The sequence below is a fragment of the Brevibacterium sp. AGC70 genome (assembly GCF_057334195.1).
The window spans coordinates 1-18,276 of the sequence record NZ_JBHFIH010000010.1; the positions used below are offsets into that span (position 1 = coordinate 1).

17 protein-coding genes are annotated in these 18,276 nt (G+C 62.3%); 11 read left to right on the plus strand and 6 right to left on the minus strand.

Translation table 11 applies throughout. The annotated features are described in order from the left end of the window. The 4 genes from ACE03M_RS07560 to ACE03M_RS07575 all read left to right on the plus strand — a co-directional run. A partial coding sequence (locus tag ACE03M_RS07560) for a transposase (protein ID WP_485933364.1) occupies positions 1-625 on the plus strand: 625 nt, incomplete at its 5' end. 314 nt (positions 626-939) lie between these two features. Beyond that, positions 940-2,283 carry a replication-associated recombination protein A gene (locus tag ACE03M_RS07565; RefSeq protein ID WP_260848224.1) on the plus strand — a complete coding sequence of 448 codons (1,344 nt, stop codon included), beginning with the start codon at positions 940-942 and terminating at the stop codon, positions 2,281-2,283. Between the two features lie 88 nt (positions 2,284-2,371). Then, the gene (gene dld, locus ACE03M_RS07570) at positions 2,372-4,081 is read left to right on the plus strand and encodes a D-lactate dehydrogenase (protein ID WP_485933366.1); all 1,710 of its coding nucleotides are present in this window, start codon (positions 2,372-2,374) and stop codon (positions 4,079-4,081) included. A 415-nt stretch (positions 4,082-4,496) separates the two neighbouring features. Further along, positions 4,497-5,696 (plus strand): Cmx/CmrA family chloramphenicol efflux MFS transporter, encoded by a 1,200-nt coding sequence (locus ACE03M_RS07575; protein WP_485933368.1) that lies wholly within the window; start codon positions 4,497-4,499, stop codon positions 5,694-5,696. 102 nt (positions 5,697-5,798) lie between these two features. Here ACE03M_RS07575 and ACE03M_RS07580 read toward each other — a convergent pair whose 3' ends face one another. After that, positions 5,799-7,037, minus strand: a complete 1,239-nt coding sequence (locus ACE03M_RS07580; RefSeq protein WP_143923711.1) for an MFS transporter — start codon at positions 7,035-7,037, stop codon at positions 5,799-5,801. A gap of 245 nt (positions 7,038-7,282) precedes the next feature. On the opposite strand from ACE03M_RS07580, the gene ACE03M_RS07585 reads away from it, so the two are divergent. Next, positions 7,283-8,332 (plus strand): LCP family protein, encoded by a 1,050-nt coding sequence (locus ACE03M_RS07585; protein WP_485933370.1) that lies wholly within the window; start codon positions 7,283-7,285, stop codon positions 8,330-8,332. 125 nt (positions 8,333-8,457) lie between these two features. Here the strand turns inward: ACE03M_RS07585 and ACE03M_RS07590 are convergent, their stop codons facing one another. The 4 genes from ACE03M_RS07590 to pgm form a co-directional block, all read right to left on the minus strand. Further along, on the minus strand, positions 8,458-8,916 hold the full coding sequence (locus ACE03M_RS07590) for a hypothetical protein (RefSeq protein ID WP_485933371.1): 459 nt from the start codon (positions 8,914-8,916) through the stop codon (positions 8,458-8,460). 399 nt (positions 8,917-9,315) lie between these two features. Continuing rightward, on the minus strand, positions 9,316-10,521 hold the full coding sequence (locus ACE03M_RS07595; RefSeq protein WP_485933373.1) for an MFS transporter: 1,206 nt from the start codon (positions 10,519-10,521) through the stop codon (positions 9,316-9,318). Then, positions 10,521-11,156, minus strand: a complete 636-nt coding sequence (locus tag ACE03M_RS07600; RefSeq protein WP_485933374.1) for a helix-turn-helix domain-containing protein — start codon at positions 11,154-11,156, stop codon at positions 10,521-10,523. The genes ACE03M_RS07595 and ACE03M_RS07600 overlap by 1 nt, the downstream gene beginning before the upstream one ends. A 106-nt stretch (positions 11,157-11,262) precedes the next feature. Beyond that, a complete protein-coding gene (gene pgm / locus ACE03M_RS07605; RefSeq protein WP_485933375.1) occupies positions 11,263-12,909 on the minus strand; it encodes a phosphoglucomutase (alpha-D-glucose-1,6-bisphosphate-dependent) in 1,647 nt (548 codons plus the stop codon). A gap of 304 nt (positions 12,910-13,213) precedes the next feature. On the opposite strand from pgm, the gene ACE03M_RS07610 reads away from it, so the two are divergent. Together ACE03M_RS07610 and ACE03M_RS07615 are read left to right on the plus strand one after the other, a co-directional pair. After that, a complete protein-coding gene (locus ACE03M_RS07610; RefSeq protein ID WP_485933377.1) occupies positions 13,214-13,504 on the plus strand; it encodes a DUF4287 domain-containing protein in 291 nt (96 codons plus the stop codon). Continuing rightward, positions 13,501-13,842 carry a cupin domain-containing protein gene (locus tag ACE03M_RS07615; protein ID WP_204234349.1) on the plus strand — a complete coding sequence of 114 codons (342 nt, stop codon included), beginning with the start codon at positions 13,501-13,503 and terminating at the stop codon, positions 13,840-13,842. Before ACE03M_RS07610 ends, ACE03M_RS07615 begins: the two co-directional genes overlap by 4 nt. A 27-nt stretch (positions 13,843-13,869) precedes the next feature. On the opposite strand, the gene ACE03M_RS07620 is transcribed toward ACE03M_RS07615, so the two are convergent. Further along, the gene (locus ACE03M_RS07620; protein WP_143923694.1) at positions 13,870-14,196 is read right to left on the minus strand and encodes a rhodanese-like domain-containing protein; all 327 of its coding nucleotides are present in this window, start codon (positions 14,194-14,196) and stop codon (positions 13,870-13,872) included. Between the two features lie 227 nt (positions 14,197-14,423). On the opposite strand from ACE03M_RS07620, the gene ACE03M_RS07625 reads away from it, so the two are divergent. From ACE03M_RS07625 to ACE03M_RS07640, 4 genes are all read left to right on the plus strand, one after another. Further along, positions 14,424-15,215: a pyridoxamine 5'-phosphate oxidase family protein gene (locus ACE03M_RS07625; RefSeq protein WP_485933380.1), complete on the plus strand. Its 792-nt coding sequence runs from the start codon at positions 14,424-14,426 to the stop codon at positions 15,213-15,215. Between the two features lie 73 nt (positions 15,216-15,288). Continuing rightward, the gene (locus tag ACE03M_RS07630; RefSeq protein ID WP_485933381.1) at positions 15,289-16,521 is read left to right on the plus strand and encodes an FAD-dependent oxidoreductase; all 1,233 of its coding nucleotides are present in this window, start codon (positions 15,289-15,291) and stop codon (positions 16,519-16,521) included. Between the two features lie 69 nt (positions 16,522-16,590). Continuing rightward, entirely contained in the window at positions 16,591-17,448 is an 858-nt protein-coding gene (locus tag ACE03M_RS07635; RefSeq protein ID WP_204234347.1) for an ABC transporter permease, read from the plus strand. Next, positions 17,441-18,244 carry an ABC transporter ATP-binding protein gene (locus ACE03M_RS07640; protein WP_485933382.1) on the plus strand — a complete coding sequence of 268 codons (804 nt, stop codon included), beginning with the start codon at positions 17,441-17,443 and terminating at the stop codon, positions 18,242-18,244. The genes ACE03M_RS07635 and ACE03M_RS07640 overlap by 8 nt, the downstream gene beginning before the upstream one ends. Positions 18,245-18,276 lie beyond the last annotated feature (32 nt).

The following is an 18,276-nucleotide window of genomic DNA, read 5'->3' on the forward strand; positions in this document are numbered from 1 at the left end:
GCGTGCGGCGGGGAAGTCGGGGGTGAAGCGGTGGGCGAAGAACCATACCCGCAAGGACCCCTCGGCCTTGATCGACGCGATCTTCGACGCGTTGGCCGAGCAGACAGTGACCGTGCCCGGGAGTGAGGCGTCGGAGTCGGTGGTGCCGCGTCATGCTGCCAGGATCAAGGCACTGAAGGCTGAGCGTAAAGAGATCGAGGCCGAGGCTGAGGAGTTGGCTGATTCGCTCCCTCTTCTGCAGGTCTTAACGTCCATGCCGGGAGTCGGCGTTAAGACCGCGTCCCAGATCCTCCTGGCGGCCGGCGACTTCTCTGCGTTCAAATCTGCTGGCCATTTGGCTGCGTATGCCGGGATCGCTCCGGTGACGCGGCGGTCGGGGACATCAATCAGGGGTGAGTTCCCGTCGCGGGCGGGTAACAAACGGTTGAAGAACGCACTGTTCCACTCTGCCTGGGTTGCGTCATGTCATGATTCCTTGTCGAAGGCGTATTACGACCGGAAGCGTGCTGAGGGGAAACGCCATAATGCTGCGGTGATGTGTCTGGCTCGTCGCCGGCTCAACGTTCTGTTCGCGATGGTCAAGGCCGGGGCCTTCTACGAGACGAGGACCCCGGTTGCTGCTTGACAATGAATGTAACGGGGAACCCGGAAACGCAGCCTCCGATTTCGCCCACTGTGAGCGCGGACCTGAGCAAGGCAGGCTTGCTAGGCTGACTGACCCTCGGTCGCGGCCATCTCGGTCCTGTTTCGCTGCCGCTCTTCGCCTCGTGCCTGTTGTTGGGCCTGCTGCTACTTGGACGCCTCTGCCCGGCTCACACATGACCGAATAGGACGTGCCATCTCCACAGCGCTGATTGAGGAACCTGTCCATGACTCCTATGACCGTGCCCAAGAGTGTGTCAGGCACGGCAATTAGGCTATGAGAATGGAGGTGACATTGTGAGCCAAGAACCGCCGTCATTGTTTGAGCCTGACGATGTGGGCCGCCCGCTGGCCGACCGTCTGCGCCCGAAGTCCCTCGGCGATGTCATCGGGCAAGATCACCTCCTGGGGGAAGAGGCCCCGATTGGTCGGATGCTCGCCGAACGCAGGCTGGTCTCGATGGTGCTGTGGGGACCACCGGGTTGTGGGAAGACAACTATCGCGCGATTGCTGGCCGAGCGCACCAACCTCGTCTTCGAATCGGTTTCAGCGACCTTCTCCGGTGTCGTCGAACTCCGCAAAGTCTTCCAATCAGCTGCCAAACGCCGCGAGATCGGCCAGGGGACGATGCTGTTCGTTGATGAGATCCACCGCTTCAACCGCGCCCAGCAGGATTCCTTCCTCCCCTACGTGGAAGACGGCACGGTCGTGCTCGTCGGTGCGACCACGGAGAACCCCAGCTTCGAGCTCAACTCAGCATTGCTCTCCCGCTGTCAGGTATTCGTCCTCAAACGCCTCGACGAGGAAGCGCTGACCACGCTCATCACACGAGCAGAGGAAACGACTGAGAGAGAACTGCCTCTTGATGCGCAGGCACGACATTCCCTGGTGGCGATGGCTGATGGTGATGGCCGTTACCTGCTCAACCTCATCGAGCAACTCCAAACCGTCAGCGGTGCTCTCGACACCGCTGGCCTTGTCGAGCTGGTTCAACAGCGCGCACCGATCTACGACAAGGCGCAAGAGGGGCACTACAACCTCATCTCCGCGCTGCATAAGTCAATGCGCGGCTCAGATCCCGACGCGTCACTGTACTGGTTGGCGCGCATGCTCGAGGGTGGGGAAGATCCCCTCTATATCGCCCGACGGCTGGTCAGATTCGCCAACGAAGACATCGCGATTGCCGACCCGCAAGCCATCCAGCAAGCGCTGGCGGCATGGGACGTGTTCGAACGTCTGGGCTCCCCAGAGGGGGAACTCGCCATCGCCCAAGCCGTCGTCTATCTCGCAACCGCACCGAAGTCCATCGCCGTCTACCGTGGATTCAACGCCGCGAAGAAGCTCGCGAAACAGACCGGGTCTCTCATGCCACCAGCAAATATCCTCAACGCCCCGACGAAGCTGATGAAGAATCTCGGCTACGGGGAGGGTTACGAGTATGACCCGGACAGGCCGGGGGGCTTCTCCGGTGCGAACTACTTTCCCGAGGGCATGGAACCGGAGAAGGTGTACCGACCCACCGGCAACGGTTACGAGCACATCATCGCGAAGCGTCTGACCGAGTGGGATCGGATGCGTGCTGAAAAACGTCAGCACGAAGGTCGCGCCGACAATGACCCGTCAGACGATGGGGACACATGAACAAACAACGGATGGGCGCAGGCGCCATTCCATCCGCAGGTTTGTAGAGTGAACAACGTTCGCATCGATGCAAGAGGAGCTATCAACAATGTTCGGAAGTCAACGACAGAGACCAGCGCCGGCAGTCAGCGCCTTCATCGACATCATGGGCAGTCGTCATGTGCTCACCTCCGCCCGGGCGACGGAACCCTTCGCCAAAGGCAATCGCTTCGGCGGCGGCAGTGTGCTCGCTGTCCTCAAGCCGGGCAGCCTTGTCGATATGTGGCGGGCTCTGCAGGTCTGCGTCGATCACGATCTCATCGTCATCCCACAGTCGGCGAACACCGGCCTGACCGGAGGTTCGGGTCCCGGCGATCAGGACTACGATCGTGAGATCGTGATCATCTCCACCCTGCGCATCAACCAGATCCATCTCATCAACGATGCTCGTGAGGCCGTGTGTCTGGCCGGATCCACGCTGTACGAACTCGATGACAAGCTGGCACCTCACGGGCGTGAACCCCACTCGGTGATCGGTTCGTCGTCGATCGGTGCTTCGGTCGTCGGCGGCATCGCGAACAACTCCGGCGGCAGCCAGATTCGCAAGGGCCCGGCCTTCACGAAGCACGCGATCTTCGCCCGGGTCGATGACGAGGGCAAGGTCGAACTCGTCAATCACCTGGGCATCAGCCTCGGCGATGATCCGGCCCATATCCTCGATAAACTCCAACGCGGCGAATGGGACGAAGCCGATGTCACGCCGCCCCCGGAAGACAGTCTCGATACCGAATACAGCGAGCACGTCCGCGAAATCACCGATTCTCCTGCCCGCTACAACGCCAACCCGAAGTTCCTCCATGAGGCATCAGGGTCGGCCGGCAAACTCATGGTCTTCGCCGTGCGCACGCGGACCTTCCCCAAGCAGAAGGATTCGACGACCTTCTACGTGGGGACCAACAGCCCCGCCGAGCTCGAGGCCCTGCGCCGGGCGATCCTGACCTCGGACATGCCGCTGCCGATCTCCGGTGAGTACATGGGACGGCCCTCCTTCGACCTTGCCGAGAAGTACGGCAAGGACACGTTCGTCTCCGTCAAGCACGCCGGCAGCCGCGAGCAGATCAAGCTCTTCGCGTTGAAGAACTGGGCGAACGGGGTGTTCGCGAAGCTGCCCTTCTTCGGACAGACCGTCGCCGATTCCATTGCGCAGGGTGCCTTCAGCTTGCTGCCGCAGCAGCTGCCGGACCGCATGCTTGAGTACCGCGATCGCTTTGAACACCATCTGCTCCTCGTCGTCAGCGGCGACCAGAAGCAGAGGACCGAGGAGTTCCTCACGACCTTCTTCGCCGAGGCGGGCCGTGACGGTGAATTCTTCATCTGCACTGCCGATGAGGCTCAGTCCGCCATGCTCCACCGCTTCGGTGCCGCCAGTGCTGCGACCCGCTACTTCAATCTCCACCGCGAAGAGTCCTCGGAGATGATCACCTTCGACGTTGCGCTGACACGCGATGACGAGGATTGGCTCGAGGTGCTGCCAACGGAGATCTCGGACCAGCTGCACATCAGTTCCTACTACGGCCACTTCTTCTGCCACGTCTTCCACCAGGATCATGTGGCGAAGAAGGGAGTCGACCCGATCGCTTTGAAGAAGCAGATGATGGCGCTGCTCGAGGCACGCGGAGCGGCCGTGCCCGCCGAGCACAACTATGGTCGCCTCTACCAGGTGCCGCCGGAGATGGAAGCCCACTTCAAAGAACTCGATCCCTGCAACGTCTTCAACCCGGGCGTCGGTGAGACCTCGCCCCACAAGAACTGGGGATGACCCTCTGGATGTGAACGTTTCGTTTGGTCAGCACCTTCGATATCCACCTGGCTCAGGAAAGATTCGTCACCGGAGTACTGTTTGACCATGACGCGCACACCGGTGATCGAAGTGCATCAGCGAGACTTATTCCACGATGTCACGGGGCTGGGCGGTCATTGTGCGCCTCACGAAGAACCTGAGCTGCCGTTTCTGGGTGGTGGTGGCGGCGCAGACGGGTACGATGAGCCGTATGGCGAGTCCTGAATCAGACACTCAGGGGCTTTCGGTCACGCCGTCAGCCCCTCACCTCCACTGAGCTTCTGCTCCTGTTGCTGTCCGCGCTGCGCGCAGCACGACATCCGGGTGTCCTTCGGGCGCTGACCGCGGTGACGAGACGTTCTCTTGTTCGTACTCTCGCTTCGGAGCTATCTCGATGCCTTTCGCGCTCTATCTTCTTGCCCTGGTGGTCTTCGCCATGGGTACTTCCGAATTCATGCTCGCTGGCCTCGTGCCCGACATCTCAACATACTTCGCCGTTTCCGTGGGGACCGCTGGTCTCCTGACATCGGCATTCGCCGCGGGGATGGTGATCGGCGCGCCGGCGATGGCTGCGTTCACCCGTCGCCTCCCCGTGAAAGCGACACTCTTAGGCTGCGTACTCGTGTTCGCGCTGTCACATGTCGTCGGTGCACTCACGCCGGACTTCACTGTTCTGTTCATCACGCGCGTGATCGCGGCGATCGTCAATGCAGGCTTCTTGGCGGTCGCGCTGGGCGCGGCGACGAAACTCGTGGCACCCGATGCCAAAGGCCGGGCCGTGGCGGTTCTGCTCGCGGGTACCACTGTCGCAACCGTCGCCGGCGTCCCCGCGGGTGCACTGCTTGGTACGGCACTCGGCTGGCAGTCGACGTTCTGGGCGATCGCTCTTCTCTGTGTCCCCGCTGCGATCGGCATTGCCGCAGGCTTCACCACTCGAACTGACGACTCGTCAAGAGAAGAGCCGTCCTCGCCCTCGCCCTCGTCCTCGCTCCCGCTGCGGGCGGAGCTCGCGCAGCTTAGCTCGCCGCGGCTTGTTCTGACGATGCTGCTTGCTGCCCTGGTCAATGCTGGGACCTTCGCCACACTGACCTTCCTCGCGCCGATCGTCACGGACACCGCCGGGTTGAGTCAATGGTGGGTGTCGGTGGCTCTTGTGCTCTTCGGCGTCGGCTCCTTCATCGGTGTCACCGCTGCAGGACGATTCTCAGATTCCCGACCCCGAATCGTCATCGTGGTGGGCGGCAGCGTTCTTGTGCTCGGGTGGGTCGCGTTGGCGCTCTTCGCGACGAATCCCGTTGCCCTGCTCGGGCTCGTCTTCACTCAGGGCGTGTTGGGGTTCGCTGTCGGGAGCACGCTGATCACGCGAGTGCTCTACGCAGCGACGGGTGCGCCCACCATGGCTGGTTCGTATGCGACAGCGGCACTCAACGTGGGCGCAGGGACCGGTCCCGTCCTCGCCGCTGCCGCACTCAGCGTGAGGCCCGGCGCGCTCGGGCCCGTCTGGGTCGCCGTCATCGCGACCACAGCCGCATTGCTGCTCGCCGTTGCCCTTCTTCGGCTGATCGCGCCCGCCGAGGGTGAAGTCGTGAAGTGACGCACGCAGACTCGCCGTTGACGGTCCAAGGCCGGTGCCGACTCGCACACCTCGTGCCGACTCGCACGCCTCGGGCTGACTCGCCGGACGATCATCGCGAGACTACTCCTCGATGTTCACCCGCCGGAGGTCCCGGGCCGACCTGACCTCGTGACTCGACCGCTTCGGGTTGAGCAGCTTGAGCAGCGACAGCGCCAAGAGAGCACCGACGATGGCGCAGCCGGCCGGCAGCAGCATCGCCGTCTTCGCGTTCGAGGCGTCGATGATGTTGCCGGCGAGGGCTGACCCGAAAGCGACGCCGAAGCCCAATGATGTTCCCAGCCAGGCGAAGGCCTCGGTCAGACGCCTCGGCGGTGCCAGTGCTTCGATGACGGAGTTCGCGCCGATGAGGCTCGGGGCGATGGTGAAGCCGACGATGAACAGGATGATCGTGTAGGAGACCATTCCCTGGGCCAGCATCATCGAACACGCGCCGATGGCCAGCAGGGCAACGGTGATGCCGAAGCGGTGATGGGTTGCGGAGTTCCAGTTCCTCGAGCCGTAGAGTGCACCGGCGATGAGTGAGCCCAGGGCGAAGGCGCTGAGCAGGATGCCGGCCAGGGACTTCACACCCTGCTCGTCGGCGAAGGCCACGGCGATGACGTCGATGGCGCCGAAGTTCACGCCCAGGAACACGTTGACGATGATGATCGTGAAGATCCCCGGGTTGGAGAACACGTGCCCGCGAGCCTCTGTGGTGCGTTCAATCGGCGGGGGTTCGGTCGACTTCTGGATGTAGAGCAAGGCCGAGCCGATCCCGGCGGTGAGCATCGAGAGGATGATGCCTGCCGGTGGGAACACGGCGGTGGCGAGTACGGTGGCGACGACGGGTCCGGTGACGAAGAGCAGCTCATCGGCGACGGATTCCCAGGAGAAGGCGGTCTGCAGCTTTTTCGGCGAATCTACGATGTGTGACCATCGCGAACGCACCAGCGACCCGACGGACCCGACAGTGGCGCCGCCGATTCCGGCGAACACGAAGATGAGGCCCACCCACCAGTCTGCGTAGACGGAGACGATGAGCAGCGAGAGCGCCACGAGGTGGGTGATGACGATGGGCACCATGACGGTGGCTTGGCCTCGACGGTCGACAAGGCGCGCGATCCCGGGGCCGGCAAGAGCTTGGACGATCATGTACACGGCGGCGACGATGCCTGCCAGACCATAGGAGCCGCTGACGCCCTGGATGAACAGAACGATTCCCAGGCCCAGAACTGCGATGGGCATACGTGCAACAAGACCGGCCAAGGAGAACTTGAGAGCACCGGGAAGAGACAGAATTTCCCGATAGTTGTTGAACACCAGCAAAGTCTACCTAGCGCATGAAGCGTCCACTATACGGATACGACGTTGTTACCGGTGAGTCGAGTCACCTCGGCGACGGTCATTCGAGTCGCAGACGAGCGATCAACCCAGGTCACAGGCAAGACACACCCGCGCACCGGGGCAAGGTGTCCGGGGGAATGTAACAAAAGCTATATAATTGCAGAGATTGCAATCCTCTCCCGCCGGCACCCACGCCGCATTGACTGAAACCCGGAGTGCCGATGACGGACAACAGCAGTATCGATGATCTGTTCGACAGCCAGGAAGACCGACCGCAGCGTCCCAAACGCAAAAAGAAGAAGGTGTGGCGCAAGCTCCTTGTCGCCCTTCTCGTCATCGTCATCCTCGGCGTCCTGGGCGTAGGCCTCTACCTGTGGAACGTGGGGCGGACCTTCGACAACAACGCGAACAAGCTCACCGACGAGCAGATCTTCGGCACGCAGCGCCCCGATGACCAGAAGGAAGACGGCGGCACGAACATCCTGCTGCTGGGCTCCGATGAGCCGATGGACCAGGTCGACGTCAATGACTCCCGCGGACTGCGCTCGGACACGATCATGGTCATGCACATCCCGGAGTCCGGATCCAATGTCCAAGTCATGTCGATCCCGCGTGACAGCTGGGTCGACATCGAAGGCCACGGCAAGGCGAAGATCAACTCCGCGCTCTCAACCGGTGGTCTTCCCCTGGCTGTGTCCACGATCTCGGACTTCATCGGCACGGAACTCGACCACGTCGCGATCATCGACTTCGAAGGCTTCAAAGCACTGACCGACAGCCTCGGCGGGGTGACCGTGAACTCGGAGCAGAGCTTCGAGAAGAACGGCTATACCTTCGAAAAGGGAGAGAACGTCCTCGACGGTGACGAGGCGCTGACCTTCGTGCGCGAACGCAAGTCCTTCCAGGACGGCGACTTCCAACGCGCCCGCAACCAGCAGGCCTTCATCCGGGGACTGACAAACGAGATCATCTCCGCCGACACCCTGTCGAATCCGAAGAAGATCCAGAACATGGTCGAGGACTTCTCGCCGTACATGTACGTCGACTCCGGTCTCGACGCTCAGTACATCTCTGCCACGGCCTTCGCCATGCGCGACGTCCGCCCCGGTGACATCGAATTCTTCACCTCCCCGACCGCCGGCGTCGGTACATCGAGTGACGGTCAGTCGATCGTCAACGTCGACGAAGAGGAACTGAAGAAGGTCCAGGACGCGTACAAGAACGACACCCTTGATGAGTACGTGCAGAACGCCCCGGAGTCGCACCTGTAACGCTGGCTTCACCTCGGAAGGTCACCGGCGCCGAGGTGGCCCCGCCCACCCGTGCACGTGAAGAACCCCGCCCCCTGATTCCTCAGGCGGCGGGGTTCTTCACACCCGTATCGGGTGACGTCGCCTCAGCTGCCGAACTGGACCTTGTGGACTCCGTGAGGTGCGCCCCATTCGCCGCCGTTGGACACTTCTTCATTGGAAACGCCGACGGACATCGTCTCGCCGGTGACGGTGTTCTCATAGGTCGAATAGATGGTCCCTGCGGCTCCGTCGCCGCCGGTCCTGACCCAGTGGGTCGCATCCTCGTTGCCGTGCTCGTTCAGAGCCTCGACGACCTGCGGTGAGGCAAAGGCTTCGACTCGCTCAGAGTTGTCTGCACCCCAGGCTCTGACGAGCTCATCGGCGTAGATGCCGGTGTCGGTGGGAAAGTGAACCGATTGCGGTGCGACGTCGGCGGTTGTGCTCGTGCCCGCTGCGGGTGCGGGGGCTGCCAGTGCGGGGCCACTGGCCAGGCCGATTCCTGCGAGGCCGGCGACGGCGGCGATTCCCAGAGCTGCTGTGCGATTGCGGATGGTGGTCTTCATAGTGTCGATCCTTCTTCTTCGAGGGGCGTTTTCTGTCAGAGATGCCACCGGATGGGTGGCACATCAGTGACGCGGCCCAGTATTGCCGCCGTGCTTGAAGTCAGAACCACAGCGGCTGGGAGGACGCTCGGAGTGAGTAACAGCTTGGAGACGAGTTGTCTGCAGTCCTGCGGCGGTGACTGACACATACCGGGGCAAAGGCTCTCACACCACAACAATTATTGCCTGATAGTGCGGTTCGACGAAGTCCTGGGCAGAGTCGACCCGACAGTGACGAACGTTTGTTGCGAAGCACCGTTTGCTACGTTTTCGACAGAACAGTGAAACCCGATCGTGATCGGACCTCGCCGAGGTTGCTCGGCGTTGCCGTCGACCGCGCAGGCCAGTACGCGGTCCCTGTCACCCCAGCGGCACTTCCCGTCGGCTCCGCTGTCCTCGTGTGAAGTAGACCGCCGCCAGCACTGTCGCGATGACAAGCAGCCCGAGAGCTCCGATGAGAGCTGCTGTCAGTCCGAGCAAGGCGAGAAGTCCGCTGGTGGCCATGATGCCCAGGGCATTCGTCGTCCGCAGCAGCGCGAACATCTCGGCTCGACGTTCCTCCGGTGCAAGGCTGTCGAGTGCGAGCAGATAGAAGGTGTCGAGCATCGGCAGGAACCATCCGACGATGAGGGCACCGGCCAGTGTCAGCGCAATATGCCCATCGATGAGGAGCAGGGAGAAGGCGAGCGTGGTGATGGCGAAGAAGGTCGTGACCTTCCACCGCCCGGGCATGCGGTTGCGGATGCTCACCCAGACTCCGCCGAGCACCGAGCCGATGCACATCGCCAGGGCAAACAGGAACGCCCAGGCCGGGCTGAGCCCGAACGACAGTGCGAAGGACACCGCTCCCACCTCGATTCCCGCAATGGAGGCTCCGGTCGCGCCGGAGGCGAACAGCCAGATCCAGACCGCACCTGGCACCGGAGCTCGACGCCCCGAACCCGGCCTGGCTACAGGCGTCGATCGGGCCTCGGGGATGGCAGGGATGAGCAGCATCGGCCCCGAGCCGACGATTGTCACAACAGCCATCGCAGCAACCGGTGACCAGGCGCCCAGTACGGATGCCAGCACCGGTGAGGTGGCGAAGGCGACCTCGTTGAGGGTGGCTGCGATTCCCAGGGCGCGTGGCATTCCCGAGGGCTCGACGAGGTGGTTGAGCAGCGTTCGCATGTAGCCGTAGGCCGCACCATTGACCAACCCGGCCACGATGACGGCGACGACGAGGTAACCGAACGGTGCTGAGACAGCGGCCAGGATCGTCACCGCGAGCAGCCCGAGCGTCCGGAAGGCGATGAGTGTGCGCAGGTAGCCGACGCTGCCGAACCGGTGGCCCAGGCGAGTGATGGGCACCGAGCCGAGGATCTGTGCCGCCGTCATCGCAAAGACCAGACCGGCACCTGACTCGGCGGACCCGGTCAGCGGCAGCGCGAGGAGGGCGAAGGCGATAGGTGCCGCCGCCTGCGGAACACCGAACGTTCCGTAGCCGATCTGCCAGCGCAGCACGTTGATGCGCGAACGCGACGAGCCGCCCTCGCCTTGCGATGCATCAGCTTCAGGTCGCGTCATCAGGCACCGATGACCACGCGGATGAAGTCGACCGAGGCCTCCTGGCCGGCTGTGTAGGAGTAGCCCCGGTCGGTGGGGATTCTTCTCGACATTCCCGCGGACAGTGTCAGGGATTCGTCGTTGAGCTCGAGCACGAGGGCACCGGACAGAACGTGGAGGATCTCCTCGGTGCCGGCACGGTCGGCTTCAGCCTGATACTGAACACTTGGTCCCAGATGCCACCGCCACAGTTCGGTGCCGGGAACGGAAGATGCGCCGAGGATATATGCGGTGCTGTCGTTCGGGCCCTCCCAGTCCAGGGTGTGATCATCGCTGTGATCTGACTGTTCGGTCCTGTCGAGGTTCGCAGGCCGCCCCGGTTCTGATGGTGAGGGCGTCGAGCTGCCGGGTTCCGAGGCAGCAGCATCGCTGAGAGCCAGATCGGCGAAGCTCACATCGAGGGCGTGGGCGATGCGGTCGATGGTGGCCAGACTCGGATTCGCCTGTCCCAGCTCGATCTGAGTGAGCATACGTCGGCTCAGCGCAGCCTCGTCGGCCAGGCGCTGAATGGTCCACCCCCGCGCCTTGCGAAGGCTGCGGACCCGGTGTCCGACGCGATCGAGGAAGGTCTGGATGCGCGGGCTCTTCATCGACATGATGAGCACTATACTGCACATCGAGATCAGGTATTCGACTATCCAACGAAGAAGACCGGCCCTGGACCTACCGAAGCAGGCGGGACCGGTCATGGTGCAGCTGGGTTCACCCCTGCTCCAGCACCCCATCCACCAATATCCGTGCGTCGTGCTGGACGGCCCGCAGGTGGTCCTCATCGCGCAGTGACTCGGCGTAGATCTTGTACACGTCCTCCGTGCCGGAGGGGCGCACCGCGAACCAGGAGTTCTCGGTCGTGACCTTGAGTCCGCCGATGGGTGCGTTGTTTCCCGGCGCCGAGGTGAGTGTTGAGGTCACCGGTTCACCGCCGACGGTCTTCGCCTTCACCTGGGAGGCGTCGAGTGCCCCCAGCTTCGCTTTCTGTGCGCGGGTGGCGGGGGCATCTTGGCGGGCGTAGGCGCTGGTGCCGAAGTTCGCGGCCAGTCCTGCATAGCGCTGGGACGGAGTCTGTCCGGTTTTGGCCGTCATCTCTGCGGCCAGGAGGGCCATGATGATGCCGTCCTTGTCTGTCGACCAGACCTTGCCGTTGCGGCGCAGGAACGAGGCACCTGCAGATTCCTCACCGCCGAAGGCCAGTGTCGAGTCGAGGAGTCCGGGGACGAACCACTTGAACCCGACGGGAACTTCGAACAGCGGCCGGTCGTGGGCGGAGACGATGCGGTCGACGATCGAGGAGGTGACCAGGGTCTTGCCGATGCCTGCGCTGGGCGACCATTCTGGCCGGTTGTCGAGCAGGTAGTCGATCGCGGTCGCCAGATAGTGGTTGGGGTTCATCAGCCCGGCATCGGTGGTGACGATGCCGTGTCGGTCGGCATCGGCGTCATTGCCTGTGGCGATGTCGAAGTCGTTGCGGGAGGCGATGAGCCCGGCCATCGCGTAGGGCGAGGAGCAGTCCATGCGGATGTTCTCGTCCCAGTCCAGGGTCATGAATGACCAGGTGGGGTCGATTTCGGGATGGACGACGGTGAGGTTGAGGTCGAAGTCCTCGGCGATTGCGGCCCAGTAATCGACGCTGGCCCCGCCCAGAGGATCAGCACCGATGTGGATGTCAGAGCTGCGGATGACATCGAGGTCGATGACCGACTCGAGGTCATTCGTGTAGTTGGAGATGAAGTCGAAGTTCTCGGTATTGGCCAAGTGGAAGGCCCGCTGGAACCCGGTGCGCGGAATCTTCTCCCATCCGGCCTCAAGGTAGGAGTTCGCGCGCTCCGCGATCCACGTCGTCGTCTCCGACCCAGCAGGTCCGCCGTGCGGCGGGTTGTACTTGATGCCGCCGTCGGAGGGCGGGTTGTGGCTGGGGGTCACGATGATGCCGTCGGCCTGAGCATCTGTTGCGGTCTTGCCCGCGTTGAAACCCAGAATCGCGTGGGAGAGCACAGGAGTAGGGGTGAAGCCGTCGCGCTCATCGATGAGCGCCGGCACCTCCGCTGCGGCGAGGACCTCGAGAACAGTGAGGAACGCTGGTTCACTCAGCGCATGGGTGTCACGGCCCAAGAAGATGGGCCCATGGATGCCCTGCTTCTTGCGGAAGTCGACGATGGCGGCGGTGATCGCTGCGATATGGGCTTCGTTGAACGCACGGTTGAAGCTTGACCCGCGGTGTCCCGAGGTCCCGAAGCTCACAGCCTGCGCGGGCACGGAGGAGTCGGGGACGAGATCGTAGTACGAATCAAGCAGTGCGGAGATATCGACGAGATCCCTGTCCTGGGCCAGCTGGCCGGCGCGAGTAGTCATAGAACTACTGTGCCAAACTCCCACCGCCTCGCACAGTTGTGTCCACGGGGTTCTTGCATCGTGGACTGTGAGGGTCCAACGTCGCCGTAAATTCGCCGGCGATCTGCCCGGCACTACTGCAGCAGCCCGTTCCCTCGCCGAGGCTCATCACCGTGCCGAATTATCGTCCCGATGAGATCCCGGATCCGACGAAGTAGGCTTTCGAATTCGCGTCCATGGACTGGCACTACCTTCTGGCCGTACTATTCAGACACACGCATGCCGAGCATTGGGGCTGGCGCTGCGACGATAAAAGGACAATGACATGTCTTTCCAGGCCTATCTCGACACCATCGAAGACAAGACGGGGCTGACTCCACGCGAACTCATCGACATCGCCAAGACTCACGGCTATGACGATCCTGCGGTGAAGGCCGGGGCAATCCTCGATTGGCTCAAGACTGACTACGGGCTCGGCCGCGGACATGGCATGGCGTTGGTCCACGTCATCAAGAAGGGGCCGCAGATCGACAGTAAGCATGTCGGCACCGAGGGGGTCCATAGCGACGAGTCGGACACCCTCTGGCTCGATGGCAAAGCGAGCAGACCGGCATGATCACGATCACCGACCGCAATCAGACGCTGCTGCCCGGGTCAGCGACAGCGAAATTCATCGGCGCAGAGCATGGGGCCGATGTCTCCTTCTTCTGGGTCGACGTGCCAGCGGGGAAGGGTCCCGATCTGCACCGGCATCCGTACACGGAGACATGGGTGGTACTGGCTGGCGAGGCACGTATCGAGGCTGACAGTGAGAGTTTTGAGGCTCATGCAGGAGATATCGTCACCGTTGCGGCGGAGACTGTTCACCGTTTCCGCAGTTTCGGAGGCGGCAACCTACAGATGTTGTGCATTCACGCATCTCCGGAGATCATCCAGGAGTTCGTCGCCGGATAGTTGAGGCGCTCCTCTGCCGAGGGACCTCTACTTCACCCAGGGCTCCTCGCCGTTTTCCGACACGATCGGCTTGCCGTGGTCGAGGTTCCAGGACCCCATGCCGCCGGCGACGTTATAGGCGTCGAAGCCGTTGTTCGTCAGCCAGGCGACTGCGCGGTGGGAGCGTCCACCGGTGCGGCAGATGACGTACATGTCGTCATCGAGGGGGAGGTCGTCGAGTCGGGTGGGCAGTTCGCCCAGCGGCACGTGCAGTGCGCCCTCGATGTGCCCGGCCTCCCACTCGTCGTCCTCACGAACGTCGATGATGGCAGCGCCATCGGGGATCTCTGTCACGGAGACTGATTCTTCATCCATGCTCACAGTCTAGGCATGAGCACATTCGCCGTGCATCCCGCGACCGTCGACAGCCTCGTCGAGCACAGCACCTCATCCGAGTGACACCGCGCGGCCACGTATCTGACCTGAGGTGAATCAGTGTCTGATGGTTGCCTGACAAACCTGGAAACTTCTCTACGCCCTCTTCTGTTGTTCGCGGGCCCGTGTGAGACTTGGGGCAAGAATCGTCTGTGAAGGGAATGTTGATGAGCAACAGAGACATAAGCAACGAATCCACCGGCGAGAAGAAGGCACGCGATGCCGCGGCGAAGCTCGACGAGGCGACTGAGCCACTGGGCGGCACCTCCGAAGTCGAATCGCACACGCAGGTCGGCTACACCGAAGAGAACGTCGAAGACCGTGCCCAAGACACAGCCGCTGACATCGGTGTGACCCTCCACCGCAATCCCGACGGCTCACATACGGCCGTCGATGAAAGCGCTGTGAAGGCTGCTGAGAAAGACTCCGACGCGACCCCAGCAGCAACGGGCAACACGGCGAATAGAGCAGGTGGGGCTGACGCCGGGTCCCTCGAGCAGACGGACGTCGTGAAGATCCTCCGCGACAGCGGCTATGTGATGCTCACGACCGCCCTCGACGACGGCAAGCTGCTCGCCCACCCGATGGTGCCCCAAGAGGTCACCGACGACGGTGACGTGTGGTTCTTCATCGGCTTGCAGGGGGACCAGGCAACGGCACTGCTGCAGAATCAGCAGGTCAATATCGCCGTCTCCGAGGCGGGCAACTGGCTCTCGGTGGCCGGTCGGGTCGACTTCGTCGATGATCAGGCCAAGCTGGCAAAGTTGTGGAACAAGGAAGCTGCCACCTGGTTCGACGGTGGACTCAATGACCCGAACCTCGGGCTCATCAAGGTCACGGGAGAATCCGCACAGCACTGGGGTCTCAAGGGCGGCAAGGTCGCTGGCTTGGCCCAGATCGTCAAGGCCAAGGTCACGGGACAGCGCACCGGGGGAGGCAGCAGCACCACAGAACTCTGAGCCCAGGCCGTGTTGACCGCTGCAGCGTCTCATCTCACACCACACTTCGCAGCTTGCGGTCTAGCATGGAGACATGGCAAAGAGGATCGTCATCATCGGTGCAGGGCTGGCCGGAACCGCCGCCGCCCGGGAGCTCAGCGAACGCGGCCAGGCAGTCACGCTCATCGACCCCGCTGCGGGGGAGACCAGCGAACGGCCGCCCCTTTCGAAGCACCTCTTCGACGACTCCCGGTTACACCTGCCCTTCCATCTCGAGTCCGGTGAGCTCGTCACCTTCGTTCGTGACAAGGCCACAGAGATCACCCTCGCCGAGGCGGCGGCCCAGTCCCAGCAGGCCAGTCCCACCGGCGGTACCCCAGTAGCCGGGACCGTCCACTTGGCGTCGGGGGAGACTCTGGACTTCACCCACTGCATTCTCGCTACGGGCATGGAGGCGAACCGGCCGGACATCCCCGGCTACCCGGATGCCCTGCCCGTGTACAACCTGGCCGAGGCCGAATGGATCCGTGAGTTCGTCGCCGAATCCGGTGCCCCACTCAACGTCGGCGTCCTGGGCTCCGGGTACCTGGGAATGGAAGTGGCGGCCTCGGCGGTCGCCGCCGGACATGAAGCCACCGTCTACCTGCGCGGCGACGAACCTCTGCGAAAACAACTATCTGCCCCAGTGCGCAGGGCACTGTTTGAGAAGCACAAAGAAGCCGGTGTGACGTTCATTGCCCACACCAGCAGCCCGGACGAGATCCCGGCAGACATTCACAACCTGTTCGTCACCAGTGTCGGAGCCCGTCCGGCGCTCATTCCCATCGATGGCCTCCGACCCGCCGAGGCGTGGGAGGTGAATGAGAAATTGGCAACATCTCACCCAGGCGTCTGGGCGGCAGGTGATTGCGCGCAGATCACCGACGGCATCTTCGCCCTTGACCATCCCTGGGCTTGCGAACCGGTGGCCGAAAGCCACGGCAAATACCTCGCCGAACTGCTGAGTACCGACGAGGCCGGCAAAGCCGAACCCTGGTCTGATATCCCGTGGCACTGGAGCTTCCAAGGCCCAGAAAAGGTCTTCACTGCAGGCCTGACCAGCACCGATGCTACCGAAGCGATCATCAGACACGATCCGAGCGGCAATAAGTTCCAGGTCTTCCACTTCGATGGATCTGGCCCAGATGCACGGCTCGTCGGTGTCGAGACTCTCAACTGGCCGCCCATGCAGGCAGCCGCCCGTCGAATACTGGCAGGTAATAACATTCCGACTCGGGCCCAGATCGACGACCCTGATTTCGACTTCAAGGCTCATAGCCGACTGTGAGAATCGGCCACCCTCATCACGTAGACTTCCTGTGTTCGCCCCAGTCGCCGACGAGAGAAACTTCTGTACATGGATATGGCTAAGCTAGCTGAGGAGCATGGGCTCGAAAGAGTCGGCGGTCGGCCGTCACTGCCTCAGTACATCAAGCAGCTGATCACTCGCAGCGACTTCACCTACACTCTCGCCAAGTACCGGATGCAGAGTGAGAACGAACGCAACCGCCTCGGAATGCTCTGGGTGCTTCTGCGACCCGCATTCTCCGCGCTCATCTACGGCACGGTCTTCGGCTTCATCATGCAGGGTGCCACCGCGCGTCCTCCGGACTTCGCTCCCTTCGTCATCATCGGCGTCTTCGTCCTCGAGTTCTTCAACACCTCGATGAACGGCGGTGCGAAGTCGATCATCTCGAACGCATCCCTTGTGCAGTCTCTGCCGTTCCCGCGCATCGTTCTGCCCATTGCCACGGTGTTTCAGAACCTGCTGAACTTCATCCCCACCTTCATCTTCATGGCACTCCTTGTCATGCTGTGGGGGGCGAGGCCCAGCTGGGACTGGTTCCTCTTCATCCCACTTGTCATCCTGTTCTGGATCTTCAACCAGGGCGTGGCCTTCATCTTCGCCCGCGCTACTGTCCATTTCCGTGACCTCTCTCAGGTCACTCCCTTCATTTCGCGGATGATCTTCTACACCTCCGGTGTCTTCTTCGACCTCAAGGTCATGGTTGAGAAGATCAACCCCGCTCTGCAGCCCTACGCCGATTGGCAGCCGTTGAACAACGTGTTGGCTATTGCTCGTGGAATCCTCATGAAGGATGGCGTCATCCCCTACGACTATTTCTGGCACCTGGCCATCTGGGCCTTCGGCATCTTCATCATCGGCTTCGTCTTCTTCTGGCAGGCCGAGGAGAGGTTCGGTCGCGATGAGTGAGACGGAAGAACCGGAAACGTACGATACAGGCAGTCTTCCTGACGTGACGAGGAACAACCCGCCTGTCGTCGTCTGCGACGACGTCCACGTCCGTTACAAGACCTTGGCGACGGGCAAGAAGCTCAAGCTCGGCAGCAAAGACGTGATGACGAAGCGCCGTGGCCTCCGAGAAGTCCATGCCCTCAAGGGCGTCAGCTTCGTCGCTCACAAAAACGAATCCATCGGTGTCATCGGCTCCAACGGTTCCGGTAAATCCACGCTCATGCGTTCGATCACGGGCCTGACGCCCACCTCGGAGGGTGCGATCTACGCGACCTCGAGGCCGAATCTCCTCGGTGTCGGAGCAGCGTTGATCCCTGACCTCTCCGGTGCGCGCAACATCGTTCTAGGCTCCCTGGCTCTCGGGCTCACCCGCGCCGAGGTGGAGGAGAGGTTCGACGATATCGTAGAGTTCACCGGACTGCGCGATTTCATCGATCTGCCCATGCGAACGTATTCCTCGGGCATGTCCCAGAGGCTGAAGTTCGCCATCGCGACCTCGGTCCAGCACGAGATCCTCATCGTCGATGAGGCGCTCAACGTCGGTGACAAGAAGTTCCGTGACCGGTCCGAGGGGCGAATCCGTGCGATCAGAGAGAACGCCGGTACGGTCTTCCTCGTCTCGCACTCGATGCGCACGATCAGAGACACCTGCAATCGTGCATTGTGGATCGAGCAGGGTGTCCTGCGTGCAGACGGGCCTGCTCTCGAGGTCATCAGGGAATACCAGGCCTTCACGAAGGAACAGAAGGACTGACTCTGCTGTGAATGCTGGTAGGTGCCCGGTCG